The organism is Streptomyces sp. NPDC059866 (assembly GCF_042731325.1).
Classification (GTDB): domain Bacteria; phylum Actinomycetota; class Actinomycetes; order Streptomycetales; family Streptomycetaceae; genus Streptomyces; species Streptomyces flavusporus.
This window is the reverse complement of sequence record NZ_JBHWJT010000020.1, coordinates 1-16,814: the sequence shown is the minus strand read 5'-3', so window position 1 is coordinate 16,814 and position 16,814 is coordinate 1. Positions and strand designations below refer to the sequence as shown.

The following is a 16,814-nucleotide window of genomic DNA, read 5'->3' as shown; positions in this document are numbered from 1 at the left end:
GGATGGGCCGGGAGTCTGCGCTCCCGGCCCGCGTTCCCTATCCGCCTGCGGTCGCCTTGCTCCGACTCGCGGACGACGACGCACGGCTGCCGGTCGACGACGTGCGTCCCTTGGCCGTGGACGTGCGTCCCTTGGCCGTCGTAGTCGTACGCCGGCTGGTGGACGCCGTGGACGACGTACGGCTGCCGGCAGCTGCCGACTTCCCGCGCGCGGACGTCCCGCTCCGGCTGCCGGACGTTCGCGTGCTCGTCGACGTCGAACGGCTGCCACCGCTTGTCGTACGGCGGGCGGCGGCCGTCTTGGTGCCCTTCGTCGTCTTCTCGGCCTTCCCGCCCTTCTCTTCCGCGGCGCCGTCGTGGTGCGGACGGGGCTGGGTGAGCCAGGCCACGCCGGCGACGGTGACGGCCACGGGCCACTCGACGAGTCCCGCGGCACCGAGCAGGCCGGCGCCGGTGTACACGGCGATGCGCCGACCACGCGGCGACACGGCGCCGACCGCGTCCAGTGCGCCTTCGGCCGCCTTGGTCACGGCGTCGGCGCCGGGCACCTTGCGCACCGCACCGGGCAGCTTGCGCACCGCATCGGCTCCGGGCGCATGGCGCACCGTCTCGGGCGCATGGCGCACCGTCTCGGGCACATGGCGCACCGTCTCGGGCACCTTGCGCACGACCCCGGCACCCGGCATCCTGCGCAGCGTCGAGGCGGCGGCACTCGGCACGGCGCGCAGCGTCGCAGCGGTGGCGCGCAGCGGCTGCGCCGGCTCGGGCGAGGATTTCTGCGCTGTCATGACACTCCACGCCTCCCTGAGAGATCCGCTCTCTTCACCCGCCGTGTTCCCGGGAAACGCGACGTCATCCGCGCGGAAGGGGAACCCGCGTGACCGGTGTGGCTCGCAGCGGCTGCGCCGGGCCGTCACAGAAGCGCTCCCCCACCATGGTTCCGGCCGCTTCCTGCGCGCGCTCCCGAGTGTCCGAATGTGTTCTGCGCAAAGCGTTGACTAGAAAGCGCTTGCCCCCTACGTTCCGTTCAGCAGGCTGACCGGTCGACGCCCCGTTGGGCCGGAATCGCCACCCTGCCCGCGCGAGGCGTTCACCATGGCGTACGTCATTCACGTACAGGACCGAACAAGCCCTCCCGAAGGGACGCACCATGCGCACAGTCCCCCCACGTACACCCGCGCAAAGATCTGCCCTGGTGGCGGCCGCGGCGGCCCTCGCCACGGCGGCCGTCGTCACCCTCCCGCAGCCGGCCGGGGCGGCCGAGAGCTCACCGATCGGGTTCGGCGCCGGGGCGACCGGCGGCGGCAGCGCCACGGCGGTGACCGTCTCGACGCTCGACGCCTTCAGGTCGGCCGTGTCCGGCAACACGGCGAAGATCGTCCGGGTCAACGGGCTGATCTCGTTGAGCGGTCAGGTCGACATCGGGTCCAACACGACCGTCCTGGGCGTCGGCTCGTCGTCGGGATTCACCGGTGGCGGACTACGCCTGAAGGAGGTCTCCAACGTCGTCGTCCGCAACCTGAACATCAGCAAGCCGGTCGCGCCCGCAGACGGCATCACCGTCCAGGCGTCGACGAAGGTGTGGATCGACCACAACTCCTTCTCGGCGGACCGCGAGCACGACAAGGACCACTACGACGGTCTGCTGGACATCAACCACGGCTCGGACGACGTCACCGTGTCCTGGAACACCTTCAAGGACCACTTCAAGGGCTCACTCGTCGGCCACAGCGACAACAACGCGTCCGAGGACACCGGGCACCTGAAGGTGACGTACCACCACAACCACTTCAGCAACGTCTACTCGCGCATCCCCAGCCTGCGCTTCGGCACCGGGCACTTCTACAACAACTACGTGGCCGGCGCGGACACCGCCTGCCACTCGCGCATGGGCGCCCAGATGCTCGTGGAGAACAACGTCTTCCGCGACACGAAGACCGCTGTGACCACGAACCGCAGCAGTGACGTGGACGGCTACGCGAACCTGCGCGGCAACGATCTCGGCGGGGCCGCGACCGAGATCTCCCGGGTCGGCACCTTCACCACGCCGCCCTACAGCTACACCGCGGAGTCCGCGGCCGGCGTCGTCGCCTCGGTGACGTCCGGCGCGGGCGCCGGAAAGATCTGACCCCCCCCCAACTGGAAGAAGGCATCGGGACATGACTTCACCAGCAAAGCCCCGCGCCCGCCGGCGCGCACTGACCGGCGGGCTGGCCGCGCTCGGCCTCTCGTCTGTCATGATCACGACACTCGGCGTGTCGCCGGCGAGCGCCGCCACCTGGCCGACACCCAACGGCAGCCAGGGGACGTCCTCCACCATCTCCGTGTCCGGCACCAAGGACTACGGCATGAAGCAGTTCTACGGCACCGGTGACCTGGCCGGTGACGGCCAGGAGGAGGGCCAGGACCCGATCTTCAAGCTCGCGCCCGGCGCGACGCTGAAGAACGTCATCATCGGCGCGCCCGGCGCCGACGGCATCCACTGCGAGGGCAACTGCACCCTGCAGAACGTGTGGTGGGCGGATGTCGGCGAGGACGCCGCGACCTTCCGTGGCGGCTCCACCTACAACGTGATCGGCGGTGGCGCCAAGAAGGCCGCCGACAAGGTCTTCCAGCACAACGGGCCCGGCACGGTGAACATCTCCAACTTCGCCGTGCAGGAGTTCAAGACGCTGTACCGCTCGTGCGGTGACTGCTCCACGCAGTACACGCGCAAGGTCAACCTCAGCAACATCGAGGTCACCGGCACCGGATCCACCGCGCGCCTGGTCGGCATCAACGTCAACCGCAACGACGTGGCGACGCTGCGGGGCATCACGATCCTCAACGACGCCGGCCGCAAGGTCATCCCCTGCCAGAAGTACAACAACAACACCGCCGTGGGCACGGGCCCGGACAGTACGAACTGCCTGTACTCCAGCTCGGACATCACCTACAGGTAGCCCCACCCGGCAGGTAGTCCCCCCACGGTGAAGGCGGCCGTCCGAAGCGTCCCCCCACGGCGCTTCGGACGGCCGCCGCGTCATTCCCGGCGGCCACGCGCGCGTACCGCCTCGGTGACCTCCCGTTGGTAGTCCGCGTACACGGTGCGCAACTCGGTGCCCGGCCAGTCGGCGGGGAGGAGTTCGGGAGGCAGAACGGGGTCGGCGAGCAGATGGCGTACGACGGCCGCGAAGGCGGTGAAGCGGTCGGCCGGGCGGTCCGCCCCGGCGGCATGGGCGAGCAGGGCCCGGGCGGTGGCGGACCAGGCATCGAGCGGCCAGAGGTTCGCGGCCAGTTCGCGCGGTGGGCGGTCGTCCGGACGGGCCGTGTAGCGCTGGGCCACCTGGTCCAGGTCGTCCGGCAGAGACCGGCGCAGGTTGGCGGGCCGCAGCCAGACACCCTCGCGGAGTTCGGCGAGCCGGAGGGCGGTCAACCGGCTGCGCAGGTCGGCGCGTTCCGCGGCTCCGCGCCCGGTCGCGGTGATCACGACCATCTCCCAGTCGCCGTCCCACGCGCGCGTGCGCGGGTGTACGGCCTCGTCCTGCCGGCGTTGCCGCTCCAGCAGACGTTCGCTGAGCCGGTAGACGCCGCCCGCGCGCCGCAGATCACCGGCGGTCACCATCCGGCTGAGCGCGGCCCGCACCGTGGACCCGCCGACGCCGAACGGCTGCACACCGCGCACGAGGTCCCGCACCGGCAGCTCGGGCGGGTGCGAGCCCAGCAGCAGACTGAGAACGACCGACCTCGCGGACAGCGGGCGCAGCTCGACCCCGCCGACCTGCTGCGCTGTCACGTTCGCCCGCATGGCCACGTACTGTACGCGGTGGATTTTCATGTTGCAGGATTGCTGCGGCTGTAGCCGGAGTGCAACACTCGGCGTATGGCCTCGACACTGGCGCACTCGACACCGGCGCAGGAGCAGCAGCACCCGGGATCCGCGACGCACGACGTCACCAACCAGCCACCTCCCCTGACCCCCTATGACGCGTCCGAGGACACGGCCCTGCTCGAAGGGCTGCGCCGCGAGGGCGCGGCGTGGGCCGAGGAGGACATCCGGCGGCTCGGCCGGCGGGCCGGGAGTGCCGAGGCGCAGGAGTGGGGCGAGCAGGCCAACCGCTACGAGCCCGAGCTGCGCACGCACGACCGGTACGGCCACCGCGTCGACGAGGTCGAGTTCCACCCGAGCTGGCACCACCTGATGCGGGTCGCGGTCGCCGAGGGGCTGGCGGGGGCGCCCTGGGCGGACGAGCGGCCCGGAGCGCATGTCGCCCGGACCGCGGGCGGGATGGTGTGGGGACACACCGAGGCGGGGCACGGCTGTCCGACGTCGATGACGTACGCCGCCGTCCCCGTGCTGCGTCGGCAGCCCGAGCTCGCGAAGGCCTACGAACCCCTGCTGACCAGCCGGGAGTACGACCCGGGTCTGCGCGTGCCGACCGAGAAGCGCGGTCTGCTCGCGGGGATGGGGATGACCGAGAAGCAGGGCGGCTCCGACGTCCGTACGAACACGACGACGGCCACGCCGACCGCCGAGCCCGGCGTGTACACGCTGCGCGGGCACAAGTGGTTCACCTCGGCGCCCATGTGCGACGTCTTCCTGGTGCTGGCCCAGGCTCCGGGCGGCCTGTCCTGCTTCTTCGTGCCGCGCGTCCTGCCCGACGGCAGCCGCAACACCTTCCGCATCCAGCGTCTGAAGGACAAGCTGGGCAACCGCTCGAACGCCTCCTCCGAGCCCGAGTTCGACGGGACCGTGGCCTGGCTGGTGGGGCCCGAGGGCCGAGGCGTCAAGACGATCATCGAGATGGTCAACTGCACGCGGCTGGACTGCGTGATGTCCTCGGCGACGCTGATGCGCAAGACACTCGTCGAGGCGGGCCACCATGTACGGCACCGCAGCGCGTTCGGGGCGCGGCTGATCGACCAGCCGCTGATGCGCAACGTCCTGGCCGACCTCGCGCTGGAGTCCGAGGCCGCCACGACGCTCACGCTACGGCTGGCCGGTGCGGCCGACCGGACGGTGCGCGGGGAGGGCGCGGAGAGGGGCGAGGCGGCGTTCCGCCGGATCGCGACCGCCGTCGGCAAGTACTGGGTGACCAAGCGGGGACCGGCCTTCACCGCGGAGGCCCTGGAGTGCCTGGGCGGCAACGGCTATGTGGAGGACTCGGGCATGCCCCGCCACTACCGTGAGGCGCCCCTGCTGTCGATCTGGGAGGGCTCGGGGAACGTCAACGCCCTCGATGTGCTACGGGCGTTGAGCCGCGAGCCGGGTACCGCTCAGGCGCTGTTCGACGAGCTCGCCCTGGCGCAGGGCGCGGACACACGGCTGGACGCGGCCGTGTCCCGCCTGGAGCAGGGGCTGGCCACGGCCTCGCCGACCGGTGCGCGGCGGCTCGTGGAGCTGATGGCGCTCACCCTGCAGGCCTCGCTGCTGGTGCGGTACGCCCCGCCCGCGGTCGCCGACGCGTTCTGCGCCACACGGCTCGGCGGCGACTGGGGGCATGCGTTCGGCACGCTTCCCGACGCGGCCGGCATCGACGCGATCCTGAACAGGGCGCTGCCCGGCGGGGACTGAGCGTGCCGGCGGGGCGCGTCGCCGCCCCGTCAGCCCGCCCTGCGCCCCCACAGCGGATCGAACCGCGCCCAGTCGAGGTCCCATTGGTCCAGGCGGCGGCGTTCCAGGCGGGCGAGCAGGGCGCGCCCGCCGGCCAACGGCACCACGGCGGCGCTCAGACCCGCGAGGCCGCCGGTCAGCGAGGCCCGCACCCGGGCCTGGGACTCGGAGGCGGGCGCGGTCACCAGGCGGCCCCGGCGGTCCGTCCACACGGTGACCGGCGTGCCGACGGAGCTGCCGGGGCGGACCCGGGCCTGGCCGGTGCGCGAGGAACCGTCCGGCGCCGTCCAGCGCACCTCGGCCCACACCCGCTCACCGTTCGACGCGCCGCCCGCCGCGCGCGACGCTCCGGGGACGTCCTTGGTCAGGCTCGCCGCCACGGGCCGCCACTCGGCACGCTCACGAGCGAGCTCCTGTTCCACGGACCGAGCCACCGTCAGACCGGCGAGCACCCCGCCGAGGACGGTGAGCATCCCGGCGCCGAGCAGAACCCAGGCCTCCACCGTGTCGGCACGTCGCTTGAGCGGGTTGCGCCGCCAGCGCCACAGCCACACCTTCGGACAACGGAACGCCATCGAAGGCTTCCTCCTTGTGAGCGCACGAACATCACCGACCGCCCTCCCATACGGCGAACGGCTCGCCGATGCTCAGCGCGCGACTGCGCAGTGACCGGCGACACCCCGCTGACCTGCGACGAAGCGATGCCGGGAGGGGACTGTCAGTGCCGGGGTGCAGACTGGCCGGTATCTGAGACAAGGACGTCGCGGAGGTGATCGGCAATGACCGAGGTACTGCTCGCCGTGGGCACCCGCAAGGGCCTGTTCATCGGGCGCCGGCGCGGTGGCGCCTGGGAGTTCGACGAGAGTCCCTACTTCAACGCACAGGCCGTGTACTCGCTCGCCATCGACACCCGCGGCGCCACCCCGCGGCTACTGGCGGGCGGTGACAGCGCGCACTGGGGGCCGTCGGTGTTCCACTCCGACGACCTGGGCCGGACGTGGACCGAACCGGCCCAGCCGGCCGTCAAGTTCCCGAAGGAAACGGGCGCTTCGCTGGAGCGGGTGTGGCAGCTGCACCCGGCGGCCGCGGAGCCGGGCGTGGTCTACGCGGGCACGGAACCGGCCGCGCTGTACCGCTCCGAGGACCGCGGGGAGCACTTCGACCTCGTCCGTCCGCTGTGGGAGCACCCCACGCGATCGAAGTGGGTGCCGGGCGGCGGCGGAGAGGGCCTGCACACCGTGATCACCGACCGACGCGATCCGCAGGCGGTCACGGTCGCCGTGTCGACGGCGGGGGTGTTCCGTACGAAGGACGGCGGCGCCAGCTGGACACCGTCCAACTCCGGGGTCTCCGCCGTGTTCCTGCCGGATCCCGGCCCGGAGTTCGGTCAGTGCGTGCACAAGATCGCGCAGGACGCGTCGACGCCGGACCGGCTGTACCTGCAGAACCACTGGGGGGTGTACCGCAGCGACGACGCCGGTGCGCACTGGACCGACATCGGCAAGGGCCTGCCCTCGACGTTCGGTTTCGCCGCGGCCGCGCATCCCCACCGCGGCGACACCGCGTACGTGTTCCCGATCAACGCGGACGCGGACCGGGTACCCGCCGGCCGGCGCTGCCGGGTCTTCCGCACGGCGGACGCGGGCAGCACGTGGGAGCCGCTCACCGCCGGTCTGCCGCAGGAGGACCACTACGGCACGGTGCTGCGCGACGCCCTGTGCACGGACGACGCGGACCCGGCGGGCGTGTACTTCGGCAACCGGAACGGCGAGTTGTACGCCTCCGCCGACGACGGCGACAGCTGGCGGCAGTTGGCGTCGCATCTGCCGGATGTGCTGTGCGTGCGGGCCGCGGTCCTCGAATGAGCCGGACGCGTCGCACGACGGGGGTTCGGCCCTGGCCACCGGCGACCGCCTGCGGGTTACTTCTTGTGCCCGATGACCAGGTGCTTCTCGCCGTTGCCCCGCCGTACTTCGCAGTCGCCGAAGCCGGCCCGCTCCAGCAGTGCGACGAACTCGGCGGCGGTGCGGTGCCGCCCGGCCATCTCGATGTGCATCACCAGGTTCATCGCGGCGGTGGCCAGCGGACCGCTGCGGTCGTCGTCGAAGAGGCGGTCCATGACGAGGACCCGGCCGGGTGTCTCGCACGCGCGGTAGGCCTTCTCCAGCAGCGTGACGCAGGTGTCGTCGTCCCAGTCGGAGAGGATGTACCCGAAGGCGAGGCAGTCACCGTGGGGAAGTTCGTCCGCGAAGAAGTCGCCGCCGACGAAGTCGAGGCGGTCGGCCACCGGACGTGCCTCGGCATCCTCGCCGACCAGGGGGCCGACCGCCGGCATGTCGAAGACGGTGGCCTGCAGAGCGGGTTCGGCGAGCAGTGCCGCCACGGCGAACGGCCCGGTGGCGCCGCCGACGTCGACGAGGCGCTTCGTCCCGGCCATCCCCGCGAGGGCGGCGAGCTCCTGCGACATGCCGAAGCTGAGGTCCCACATGGCGCGCATGAAGGCCCGCAACGACTCGGCGTCGCGGTACACGTCGTCGAAGGGGGATGCCTCCGTGGCCGGCTTGCCTCCGGTGAGGTAGGTGTCCAGGCGGCCGAGGCGGCCCTGGGTCTCCAGCGTGAGGTGCTCGATGAAGCCGCCCAGATACCGGCTGTTGCCGCGGTCGAGGAACGGCACGGCATCGGAGATCAGGGAGAACTCCCCGCCCCCAGCGCGTTCGACGAGCCCGAGGGACGTCAGGACGAGCAGCATGCGCTCAAGGGTGTCCTGGTCGATGCCGAGGCGCTCGGCGAGGCCCGCCGCGGTGTCCGGACCGTTCTCGATGAGGCACGCGAACACTCCGCGCTTGACGGCCATGTGGAGTACCGGGGTGGAGATGAGTCCGTAGACGGTGTTCTCGAGCGCTGGGGGCATCATCGGCGTTGCTCCTCGATCAGGTCGATCTCTTGTACAAGTCGGGCCAGTTCCTGCGGGTGGCTGACGTGCGATGCGTGGCCCGCGCCGGGGATCTCGGCGAACCGGCCGTGCGGCAGCAGCTCGGCGAGCCGGCGCGCCACGTCCCGGTGGTGCGGGGCCGACCGCGATCCGGCGACCACCACGGTGGGGGTGGGGAACGTCAGCGGGTCGAAGCGCGGCAGGTCGACGGTGGGGTCCGTCATCTCGGAGATGAGGGTCACCCCGTCCGCGGCGAGGTCGGACGGCTGTGCGCGCGCCAGGTGCAACCGGCTTGCCGGGCCGAGGAGTTCGGTGAGCAGGGCCCGGGTCGCCTGTTCGGGGCCGCCCTCGGCGGCGGCCCTGCGCACGGTCTGCTCCCAGGGGTCGTCGGCGGGCCACCAGGGCAGCCAGCGCACCGGGGGTTCGACGGCGACGATCCCGGCGACGAGCGAGGGGGCGGCGGCCGCGGCGGCCATCGCCACCAGAGCGCCGTAGCTGTGGCCGAGCACGACCGGCGTATCCAGCTCCGCCAGGACCGCGTGCAGGTCGTCCACGTGCACCTGGTGGTCGACGTCCGCACCGCCGAGCGAGCGGGACTGGCCCCAGCCGCGCCGGTCGTAGCCGAGCACCGTACGGTCTTGAAGGTGGTCGGTCACCCGGCGGAAGGCGGCGCTGCGGTCCATGGAGCCGTGCACGATCACCACGGGCCGGGCAGCAGTGTCCGCTCCGCCTCCCACGGTGTTGACGGTCGGCCGCGCCCGTTCCGGCCCGGCCTGTATCGCTGTGTCGTTCACTGTGCCTCTCGCCCCTCGCTCACGAGCTGCACCAGTCCGGCCAGGGTCGGCTCGTCGAGCAGTCGCTGTACGTCGATCACCACACCGAAGCGGTCCTCTGCGGCCGCCATGAACTCGGCCATGGCCAGTGAGTCGCCCCCGGCCGAGAAGAAGTCGGTGTCCAGCTTCACCTGGGCCTGCGGCACGCGCAGACACGACGAGAACAGCTGGGCCAGCTCCCATGTGACGCGGGTGGGCCCCCCGCCGGTGCCCCGTACGGGTGCGGCAGGCACCGCGAGCACCGGAGCGGGACGCGCCGCGGGCACCGGTGCGGGAGCGACGGCCCCGGCCGAGCCCACGGCCCGGACAGCGCCGTTCCCCGGTGTCGCTGTTTCCTGCTGCTGTCCCACCTTGCCGTTCGTGGTGAGCGGCAGCTGGTCCATGACGGTGAACGTCGCCGGGATCATGCCGCCGTGCAGACGCTCGGCGAGATAGCGGCGTACCGCCGACTCGTCCCAGGAGCCCGGCTGCCTGGGCACGACAAGGGCGTGCAGCCTGTTGTCGCGCTCGACGGCGTGACAGGCTGCGACCCCGGGCGCTTTCTCCAACACGCGCTCCACCTCGTCGAGCTCGACCCGCTGCCCCCGGATCTTTACCTGCCGGTCGCGGCGGCCCACGTACTCCAGGGAGCCGTCCTCCCGCCAGACGCCCAGGTCACCGGTCCGGTACATCAGCCGTCCCGGCCGCCCCGCGAACGGGTCGGGCACGAACGAGTCGGCCATGAGGTCGGGGCGGCCGAGATAACGGCCGACACCGATACCGGCGATGTACAGCTCGCCCGGGCTGCCGACGGGCAGCAACCGCTGTTCGTCGTCCAGGACGTAGACCCGCTTGCCCGCCACCGGACGCCCGATCGGCGGATCGTCCTCACCCGCGCACTCGTGCCAGGTGGACCAGATCGCCGCCTCGGCGGGCCCGTAGAGGTTGAGCAGCCTGCGGCCCGGCGCCGTCCAGCGGCCGACCAGGTCACCGGGCAGCCGCTCGCCCGCGAAGGCCGCGATGCGCAGGTCGGGCAGCGGATCGTGGGGAAGCACCGACCACACCGACGGCGTCATGATGGCGGCGCTCACCCGTCTCTCGCGCAGCAGCCGCAGCAGCGGCGGTCCGGGCGTCAGATGTGCGGACCGTGCGACGACGAGGGTCGCCCCGCACAGCAGGGCGAGCACGACCTCGGAGATGCAGCCGTCGAAGTTCAGCGACAGGAACTGCAGCACCCGGTCCTGCGGCCGGATCCGGAACACCTTGCGCTGGGCGATGTGCAGGTTCGTCAGCGCCTCGTGGCTGTTGGCGATGGCCTTCGGCCGCCCGGTGGTGCCGCTGGTGAACACGACATAGGCGGTGTTGCCCGGCACGACGCCGGTGATCGGCGGGGCCGGGGCACGCACTGCCGGGTCCAGAAGGACGACGTCGGCCGGGACGTCCAGGGGCGCGATCCGGGCGGCGGTGGCGTCGTCGGCGATGACGAGCCGCGCCGACGTCTGCTCCAGCATGGTCCTCAGTCGCTCGCCGGGGCAGTCGGCGGCGGCAAGCAGGAAGGCGCCGCCGGCCTTGGCCACGGCGAGGATGGCGACGACGAGCTGCACGGAGCGTTCCATGCTGATCGCGACGACCGTCTCGGGCTCCACGCCGAGGTCACGCAGCCGGTGCGCGGCCCCGTTGGCCAGCGCGTCGATCTCCGCGTACGAGTAGGCGACGCCCTCATCCTCGACCGCCGTGCTGTCCGGCGCCAGTCGGGCCCGCTCTTCGAAGAGCAGCTGCCAGCAGATCCGGGCAGCACCGTCGTCGGCGCCGGTTTCGTTCCACTCGGCGACGATCTGGTGCCGTTCGAGATCGCTGACCGTCTTCGCCACCGGCACCGCTTCGGCCGCTTCGGCTGCGGGCGGAAGACCGGCCGACGGGCCGTCCTGCATCACGGAGTCGGGCGTGCAGCCGACGAGCACCAGGGCGCGGCGCCGGGAGCGGGTGTTGCAGTGCGGCCCCCACTCCACCGGGTCCGACTCCACCGGGGAGAGCCCGAACTCCTGGTAGCGGTCGATGAAGCCGAGGATCGCCCAGCGCGCCAGGCGTTCGGCGAACGGCGCGCCCAGGCAGTAGTGCGCGCCGGAGCCGAACCCGAGGTGGCGGCCCTCGCTGCGCGCGATGTCGAAGGCGGTGGGGTCGGTGAACTTGCGGGGGTCGAGGTTCGCCGCGGCGAGCAGGATGAGGACTCCGTCCCCGGCCGTCAGCTGCACCCCGCCGATCTCGATGTCGCCGACGGCGTGCCGCCCCACGTACTGGCTCGACCCGTCGATGCGCATCACCTCGGCCACGGCGGAGTCGACCAGCGAGGGGTCCTGCCGCAGCCGCCGCAACTGCTCCGGGTGCTCGGCGAGCAGCAGCAGCCCGGTGGAGACGAGGTGCGTCAGCGTCTGGTAGCCGCCGGCGACCAACACCATCGCGTTGGCGGCGACGAGCTGGAGGAGCTCGGCGGGCGGTTCGCCCGAGGGTCCGGCGTCGAAGTCGTCCCGCAGGGCCGTGGCCAGTGTGGTGACGAGGTCGTCGCCCGGCGCGGCGAGGCGTTCGGCGGCCAGTCGGCGCAGGCCGTCGAGCGCCTTGTCGAGGAGCGGGATCGTCTCCAGGTCGGCCCGGCTGGGAAAAGTGGAGACGCTGCTGAGCAGCCGCTCGTAGGAGTCGGCCCACTCGGTGAGTTCGGCGCCGCGGCCCGTCATACCGAGCAGATACGTCATCAGGTGCTCGGGCAGCCGCTCCGCGAAGTCCCGTACCAGATCGATGGTGCCGGCCTCGGGCAGCGTGTCCAGGACCTCGTCGGCGATCTTCCGCAGGGCCGGGTCGTGCCGGCGCAGGCTGGCCGGTGAGAACTCGCCGCGCAGGGCGTTCCTGATCCGGGTGTGCTCGGGCGGATCGTTGAAGAGGAACTGGGCGGACAGCATCTCGGCGATCGGCGCGATGCTGCTCATGCCGCGCGCCGCCAGGTCGGCCGGGGCGTGGTGGCGGGCGGACGAGAACGCTCGGTGGTTGGCGAGGATCTCGACCGACTCGGCATACCCGGAGCAGACCCAGACCCCTCCGACCTCGTCGTAGAAGACGGGCGGAAGCTCCGAAATCGCCTCCCAGTAGTTCCGGGGGTCGGCTATGACCTCGGCGCGGCGCAGATTGTGGATGCCGTGCCGCGCACGGTCGTAGCCGGCAGCGGCACGGGCGGTCAAGGACCCCACGCTCTTTCCATCTCCTTGTCCTTGGGTGTCATCATCTGCCCTTCCTCGAGGGAAGGCCGGTTCACACGGACATGCCTGCCTTCCCCCGGTGGTCAGTTGCTCGCCATGCGCTGCGCAAGGCTGCGCGGACGCATGTCGGTCCAGTTCTCCTCGATGAAGCGCAGGCATGCCTCGCGCGTGTCGCTGGGGTGCGCGACGGTCCAGCCCGCGGGCACGTCCACGGCGACCGGCCAGAGCGAGTGCTGGTTCTCGTCGTTGACGAGAACCATGTACGCGGCGTCCGGGTTCTCGAAGGGGTTCGTCATGTCCTGGCTCCTTGGTGGATGGGGGCTTGCTTATGGGTGCTTGTTCATGGGTGCTTGTTCATGGGTGCTTGTTCATGGGTGCTTGTTCATGGGTTCTGGTTCTGGCTCCGGAGCCGGGCCTCGTGCACGTTCGCCGACCCCTGCTCCAGGGCGTGGGAGACGGCCTCCCCCACCACTTCCAGGATGTGAGGCATCAACATGTCGTCGTGGCGGCACGGGACGCGGTGCTCGTCGATCCGGCCGGTGACATGTGCCATCCAGGCCTGACGTCCCTTGTCGGGGACGGTCTGCGCCCCGTCCCGGCCCAGTGCCGCGGTCAGCAGGAGCAGGTCGCCGCGGAACACACCGGGTGTGAACGCGGCGCCGATGCCGGCGTTGTGCCGCAGCGTGTGCGCAAAGGTGCGAAGGTCGTCCGCCGTCAGGTTCGCCATCACCGCGCCGACTTGCTGGAAGAACTCGCTCAGGGCCGTCGGGGTCAGCTGCTCGTCGGCACCGACGATGCTGATGGTGTTCGGGTCGTATCCGGCATTCGCTGCGATCATCCTGAGCATGCTGTCCTCGTCCGGGGGTACGACCTCGTCGCCCTCCTCCGCCACGGCCGGGAAGGCGTCAAGGAGCGCCAGGAGCGCGATCTCCTCGCCCTGCTCCTGGAGTTGAGTGGCCATCTCGAAGGCGACCAGGCCGCCGAACGACCACCCCACGATGTGGTACGGCCCGCTGGGCTGCACGGAGCGCAGCTGTTCGACGTAGTCCGCCGCCATCGCCGCGAGCGTGGCCGGGGGTTCCGCGCCCTGCAGCAGGGTGCGGGCCTGGAGGCCGTAGAGCGGGTGGCCCGGCGGCAGATGGTCCTTGAGGTGGTAGTAGCCCCAGCTGTGTCCACCCGCCGGATGGACACAGAAGATCGGTGCCCGTTCCCCTTCCAGGTGCAGCGGCAGCAGGACGTCGCCCTGCGTCTTCGCCGCCCCGCGCAGCCGCTCGGCAAGCCCGGCCACGGTGGGCGCCTCGAAGAAGTCCCTGGGCCGCAACTGCGCACCCAGCGCGGCACGGATCCGCCCGATCAGGCGCATGGCCAGCAGCGAGTGCCCGCCGAGGGCGAAGAAGCTGTCGTCGCTGCCGACCCGGGCGACGTCCAGGCCGAGGACTTCGGCGAAGAGGCCGGCGATGATCCGCTCGTGCGGGGTGCTGGGGGCCCGGGTGGGGGTGGCGCCGGCGTGGTCGGGCGCGGGCAGCGCCTTGCGGTCCAGCTTCCCGTTGGGCGTCAACGGCAGCTCGATGAGCCCGACAACGGCCGTGGGCACCATGTACTCGGGCAGACGCCGGCCCAACCGGTCCCGTACTTCCTGCTGGTCGAGGACCGCTCCCTCCTCGACCACCGTGTACCCCACCAGGCGGTGGTCCCCGGGCCGGTCCTCACGGATCACGACGGCGGCGTTCACGACACCCGGACACGCCATCAACGCGGCCTCGACTTCCCCCAGTTCGATACGGAAGCCCCGCAACTTCACCTGATCGTCGGCGCGGCCCAGGAAGCGCAGGGTGCCATCGCCGTTCCAGCACGCCCGGTCACCGGTCCGATACATGCGCGCACCAGCTGGGCCGTACGGATCGGCGGTGAACCGCTCCGCGGTCAGCCCCGGCCGGTTCAGATAACCCCGGGCCAGTCCCGCCCCCGCGATGTACAGCTCACCGGGCACTCCCGGCGCCACCGGCCGCAGCCCCTCGTCCAGCACGTACACCCGCGTGTTCGCGATCGGTCGACCGATCGACGGAGCAGCTCCATCACCGGGCCGGTCCAGGTCGACAGCCGTCGACCAGATGGTCGTCTCGGTGGGGCCGTACACATTGGTCACCGACCGGCCGAGCCCGCGGAGGGTCTCCGCCAGGGGCGCGGAGACCGCCTCACCGCCCACCAGCACACGACGCAGCCCCAGTCCCGTCGCGCCGGATGCCGCCGCCAGCTCCCGCCACAGCGAAGGCGTCGCCTGGACGACGGTGACCGAGGCGTCGGCGATCAGCTCGACCATGGCGAGCGGATCGTTCGCCACCGTGGCTCCGGGCAGGACGACCACCGCGCCGCACAGGAGCGGCAGGTAGATCTCGAGCCCGGCGATGTCGAACGCGATCGTCGTCACGGACAGGAACCGGTCACCCTCCCGGACACCGACCCGGCTCTTCATGTCCTCCATGAAGTTGGCCAGCGCTCGGTGCGGGACGGTGACGCCCTTGGGGGTGCCGGTGGAGCCCGAGGTGTAGATGACGTACGCCGGGTGGGCGGGGTCGGGTGCGGTGGCGGGGTCGGTCGCGTCGAGCCCGGCCAACCGGGCCTGGAGGGTGGGGTCGTCGAGGCAGAGGGTGGGGGTGTCCTCGGGCCAGGGGGTGGAGGTGGTGGTGTGGGTCAGGACGAGGGTGGGGTGGGCGTCCTGGATCATGAAGCGGATGCGGTCGACGGGGTAGGCCGTGTCGATGGGCAGATAGGCGGCGCCTGTTTTGAGTACTGCGAGGAGTGCGATCACCAGTTCCGGTGAGCGGGGCAGGGCGAGGGCGACGATGTGCTCGGGGCCCACGCCGTGCTCGGTCAGCAGCCGGGCCAGTCGGTTGGCGCGGGTGTTGAGGTCGTCGTAGGTGGTGTGGGTGCCGTCGGTGATCAGGGCGGTGGCGTCCGGGGTGGCGTGGGCCTGGGCCTGGAACAGCTCGGGCACCGTGGCGCAGGGAACGGGCGTGGCGGTGTCGTTCCACTCGTCCAGCACCCGGTGCCGCTCGCTCTCGGACAGGATGTCGACCGAACCGACGCGCCGGCCGGGGGCGTCCGTGACGGCGCGCAGCACCTGAAGCAGCCGCTCCACCAGGGCGGTCACCGTGTCCTGCTCGAACAGGTCGGTGCGGTAGGTGAGGGAGCCGACGATCCCGTCGGGGGAACCGTCTTCGTCCTGCCGCTCGGCCAGGCTCAGTGCCAGGTCCGTACGCGCCGCGCTCACGGCTGCGGGTTGCACCGAGGCCTGGGCTCCCGCGAACTCCAGTGCCGCACGCGGCGTGTTGTTGAAGGCCAGGGTGACCTGGAAGAGGGGGTGGTGGGCCAGGGACCGGGTCGGGTTGACCGCTTCGACCAGGCTCTCGAAGGGGATGTCCTGGTGGGCGTAGGCGCTCAGGTTCGTCTCGCGGACGCGGTCGAGGAGTTCGGTGAAGGTGGGGTCGCCGGACAGGTCGGTGCGCAGCACGAGGGTGTTGACGAAGAAGCCGACCAGGTCGTCGAGTTCCTCCTCACCGCGGCCGGCGACCGGCGTGCCGATGGGGATGTCCGTCCCCGCGCCGAGACGGTGCAGCAGCACACCCAGAGCGGCCTGCAGCACCATGAACACCGTGGTCTGGCTGGAGCGGGCCAGGGAAGTCAGGGCCCGGTGCAGCTCGGCGTCCACCTGCACCGGTAGGGATGCGCCGTCGTATCCGGCCTGCTCCGGGTAGGGGCGGTCGGTGGGCAGCTCAAGGCGCTCCGGCAGCCCGGCCAGGGCCTTTCGCCAGTAGCCGAGCTGGGTGGCGAGGAGGCTGTCGGGGTCGTTGTCGTCGCCGAGGAGCTGGCGCTGCCACAGGGTGTAGTCGGCGTACTGGACCGGCAACGGCTCCCACACCGGGGCCCGGCCCGTGCGCCGTGCGGTGTAGGCGGTGCTCAGGTCGCGGGCCAGCGGGCCCATCGACCAGCCGTCCCCGGCGATGTGGTGGATGACCAGGACCAGGACATGCTCGTCCACGGCATCATCGATGGTGAACAGGGCTGCGCGGACGGGCAGTTCGGTCGCCAGGTCGAACGCGTACCGCACCGCCCGGTCCACCGCCCCGGCCAGCTCCGCCTCGGCGACCGTCTCGGCCTCCATCACCGGCCGCGCCTGGCCGGCCGGACGGATGTCCTGGTGGGGCCGGCCGTCCACATCGGGGAAGACGGTCC

At 71.6% G+C, this 16,814-nt stretch carries 12 protein-coding genes; 4 read left to right on the top strand and 8 right to left on the bottom strand.

The genetic code is table 11. The annotated features are described in order from the left end of the window. Positions 1-37 precede the first annotated feature (37 nt). Positions 38-787, bottom strand: coding sequence for a hypothetical protein (locus tag ACFV7R_RS28885; protein ID WP_385268587.1), 750 nt, complete (start codon positions 785-787; stop codon positions 38-40). Positions 788-1,149: 362 nt separating this feature from the next. Between ACFV7R_RS28885 and ACFV7R_RS28880 the strand changes: the two genes are divergently transcribed. After that, positions 1,150-2,127, top strand: a complete 978-nt coding sequence (locus tag ACFV7R_RS28880; protein WP_385268585.1) for a polysaccharide lyase family 1 protein — start codon at positions 1,150-1,152, stop codon at positions 2,125-2,127. Between the two features lie 31 nt (positions 2,128-2,158). Continuing rightward, positions 2,159-2,941: a pectate lyase gene (locus ACFV7R_RS28875; RefSeq protein WP_385268583.1), complete on the top strand. Its 783-nt coding sequence runs from the start codon at positions 2,159-2,161 to the stop codon at positions 2,939-2,941. 80 nt (positions 2,942-3,021) lie between these two features. Here the strand turns inward: ACFV7R_RS28875 and ACFV7R_RS28870 are convergent, their stop codons facing one another. Next, positions 3,022-3,786 (bottom strand): PaaX family transcriptional regulator C-terminal domain-containing protein, encoded by a 765-nt coding sequence (locus tag ACFV7R_RS28870; RefSeq protein ID WP_385268581.1) that lies wholly within the window; start codon positions 3,784-3,786, stop codon positions 3,022-3,024. Positions 3,787-3,861: 75 nt separating this feature from the next. On the opposite strand from ACFV7R_RS28870, the gene ACFV7R_RS28865 reads away from it, so the two are divergent. Further along, positions 3,862-5,553 carry an acyl-CoA dehydrogenase family protein gene (locus ACFV7R_RS28865; protein ID WP_385268579.1) on the top strand — a complete coding sequence of 564 codons (1,692 nt, stop codon included), beginning with the start codon at positions 3,862-3,864 and terminating at the stop codon, positions 5,551-5,553. 29 nt (positions 5,554-5,582) lie between these two features. On the opposite strand, the gene ACFV7R_RS28860 is transcribed toward ACFV7R_RS28865, so the two are convergent. Beyond that, a complete protein-coding gene (locus tag ACFV7R_RS28860) occupies positions 5,583-6,167 on the bottom strand; it encodes a hypothetical protein (RefSeq protein ID WP_385268578.1) in 585 nt (194 codons plus the stop codon). Between the two features lie 204 nt (positions 6,168-6,371). On the opposite strand from ACFV7R_RS28860, the gene ACFV7R_RS28855 reads away from it, so the two are divergent. Then, complete coding sequence (locus ACFV7R_RS28855) at positions 6,372-7,457, top strand: WD40/YVTN/BNR-like repeat-containing protein (RefSeq protein ID WP_385268576.1); 1,086 nt, start codon at positions 6,372-6,374, stop codon at positions 7,455-7,457. Between the two features lie 56 nt (positions 7,458-7,513). Here ACFV7R_RS28855 and ACFV7R_RS28850 read toward each other — a convergent pair whose 3' ends face one another. From ACFV7R_RS28850 to ACFV7R_RS28830, 5 genes are all read right to left on the bottom strand, one after another. Next, a complete protein-coding gene (locus ACFV7R_RS28850; protein ID WP_385268574.1) occupies positions 7,514-8,506 on the bottom strand; it encodes a methyltransferase in 993 nt (330 codons plus the stop codon). Beyond that, a complete protein-coding gene (locus ACFV7R_RS28845; RefSeq protein ID WP_385268572.1) occupies positions 8,503-9,318 on the bottom strand; it encodes an alpha/beta fold hydrolase in 816 nt (271 codons plus the stop codon). Before ACFV7R_RS28845 ends, ACFV7R_RS28850 begins: the two co-directional genes overlap by 4 nt. Further along, complete coding sequence (locus ACFV7R_RS28840) at positions 9,315-12,572, bottom strand: amino acid adenylation domain-containing protein (protein WP_385268570.1); 3,258 nt, start codon at positions 12,570-12,572, stop codon at positions 9,315-9,317. Before ACFV7R_RS28840 ends, ACFV7R_RS28845 begins: the two co-directional genes overlap by 4 nt. A gap of 92 nt (positions 12,573-12,664) precedes the next feature. Next, complete coding sequence (locus ACFV7R_RS28835) at positions 12,665-12,877, bottom strand: MbtH family protein (RefSeq protein ID WP_129796513.1); 213 nt, start codon at positions 12,875-12,877, stop codon at positions 12,665-12,667. An 86-nt stretch (positions 12,878-12,963) separates the two neighbouring features. Then, on the bottom strand, positions 12,964-16,814 hold a 3,851-nt coding region (locus ACFV7R_RS28830; protein WP_385268568.1), incomplete at its 5' end, for an amino acid adenylation domain-containing protein.

What these genes read in the sequence shown, in the direction of transcription:
- ACFV7R_RS28885 (WP_385268587.1), bottom strand. Translation starts at nt 787, where the DNA reads ATGACAGCGCAGAAATCCTCGCCCGAGCCGGCGCAGCCGCTGCGCGCC.
- ACFV7R_RS28880 (WP_385268585.1), top strand. Translation starts at nt 1,150, where the DNA reads ATGCGCACAGTCCCCCCACGTACACCCGCGCAAAGATCTGCCCTGGTG.
- ACFV7R_RS28875 (WP_385268583.1), top strand. Translation starts at nt 2,159, where the DNA reads ATGACTTCACCAGCAAAGCCCCGCGCCCGCCGGCGCGCACTGACCGGC.
- ACFV7R_RS28870 (WP_385268581.1), bottom strand. Translation starts at nt 3,786, where the DNA reads ATGCGGGCGAACGTGACAGCGCAGCAGGTCGGCGGGGTCGAGCTGCGC.
- ACFV7R_RS28865 (WP_385268579.1), top strand. Translation starts at nt 3,862, where the DNA reads ATGGCCTCGACACTGGCGCACTCGACACCGGCGCAGGAGCAGCAGCAC.
- ACFV7R_RS28860 (WP_385268578.1), bottom strand. Translation starts at nt 6,167, where the DNA reads ATGGCGTTCCGTTGTCCGAAGGTGTGGCTGTGGCGCTGGCGGCGCAAC.
- ACFV7R_RS28855 (WP_385268576.1), top strand. Translation starts at nt 6,372, where the DNA reads ATGACCGAGGTACTGCTCGCCGTGGGCACCCGCAAGGGCCTGTTCATC.
- ACFV7R_RS28850 (WP_385268574.1), bottom strand. Translation starts at nt 8,506, where the DNA reads ATGATGCCCCCAGCGCTCGAGAACACCGTCTACGGACTCATCTCCACC.
- ACFV7R_RS28835 (WP_129796513.1), bottom strand. Translation starts at nt 12,877, where the DNA reads ATGACGAACCCCTTCGAGAACCCGGACGCCGCGTACATGGTTCTCGTC.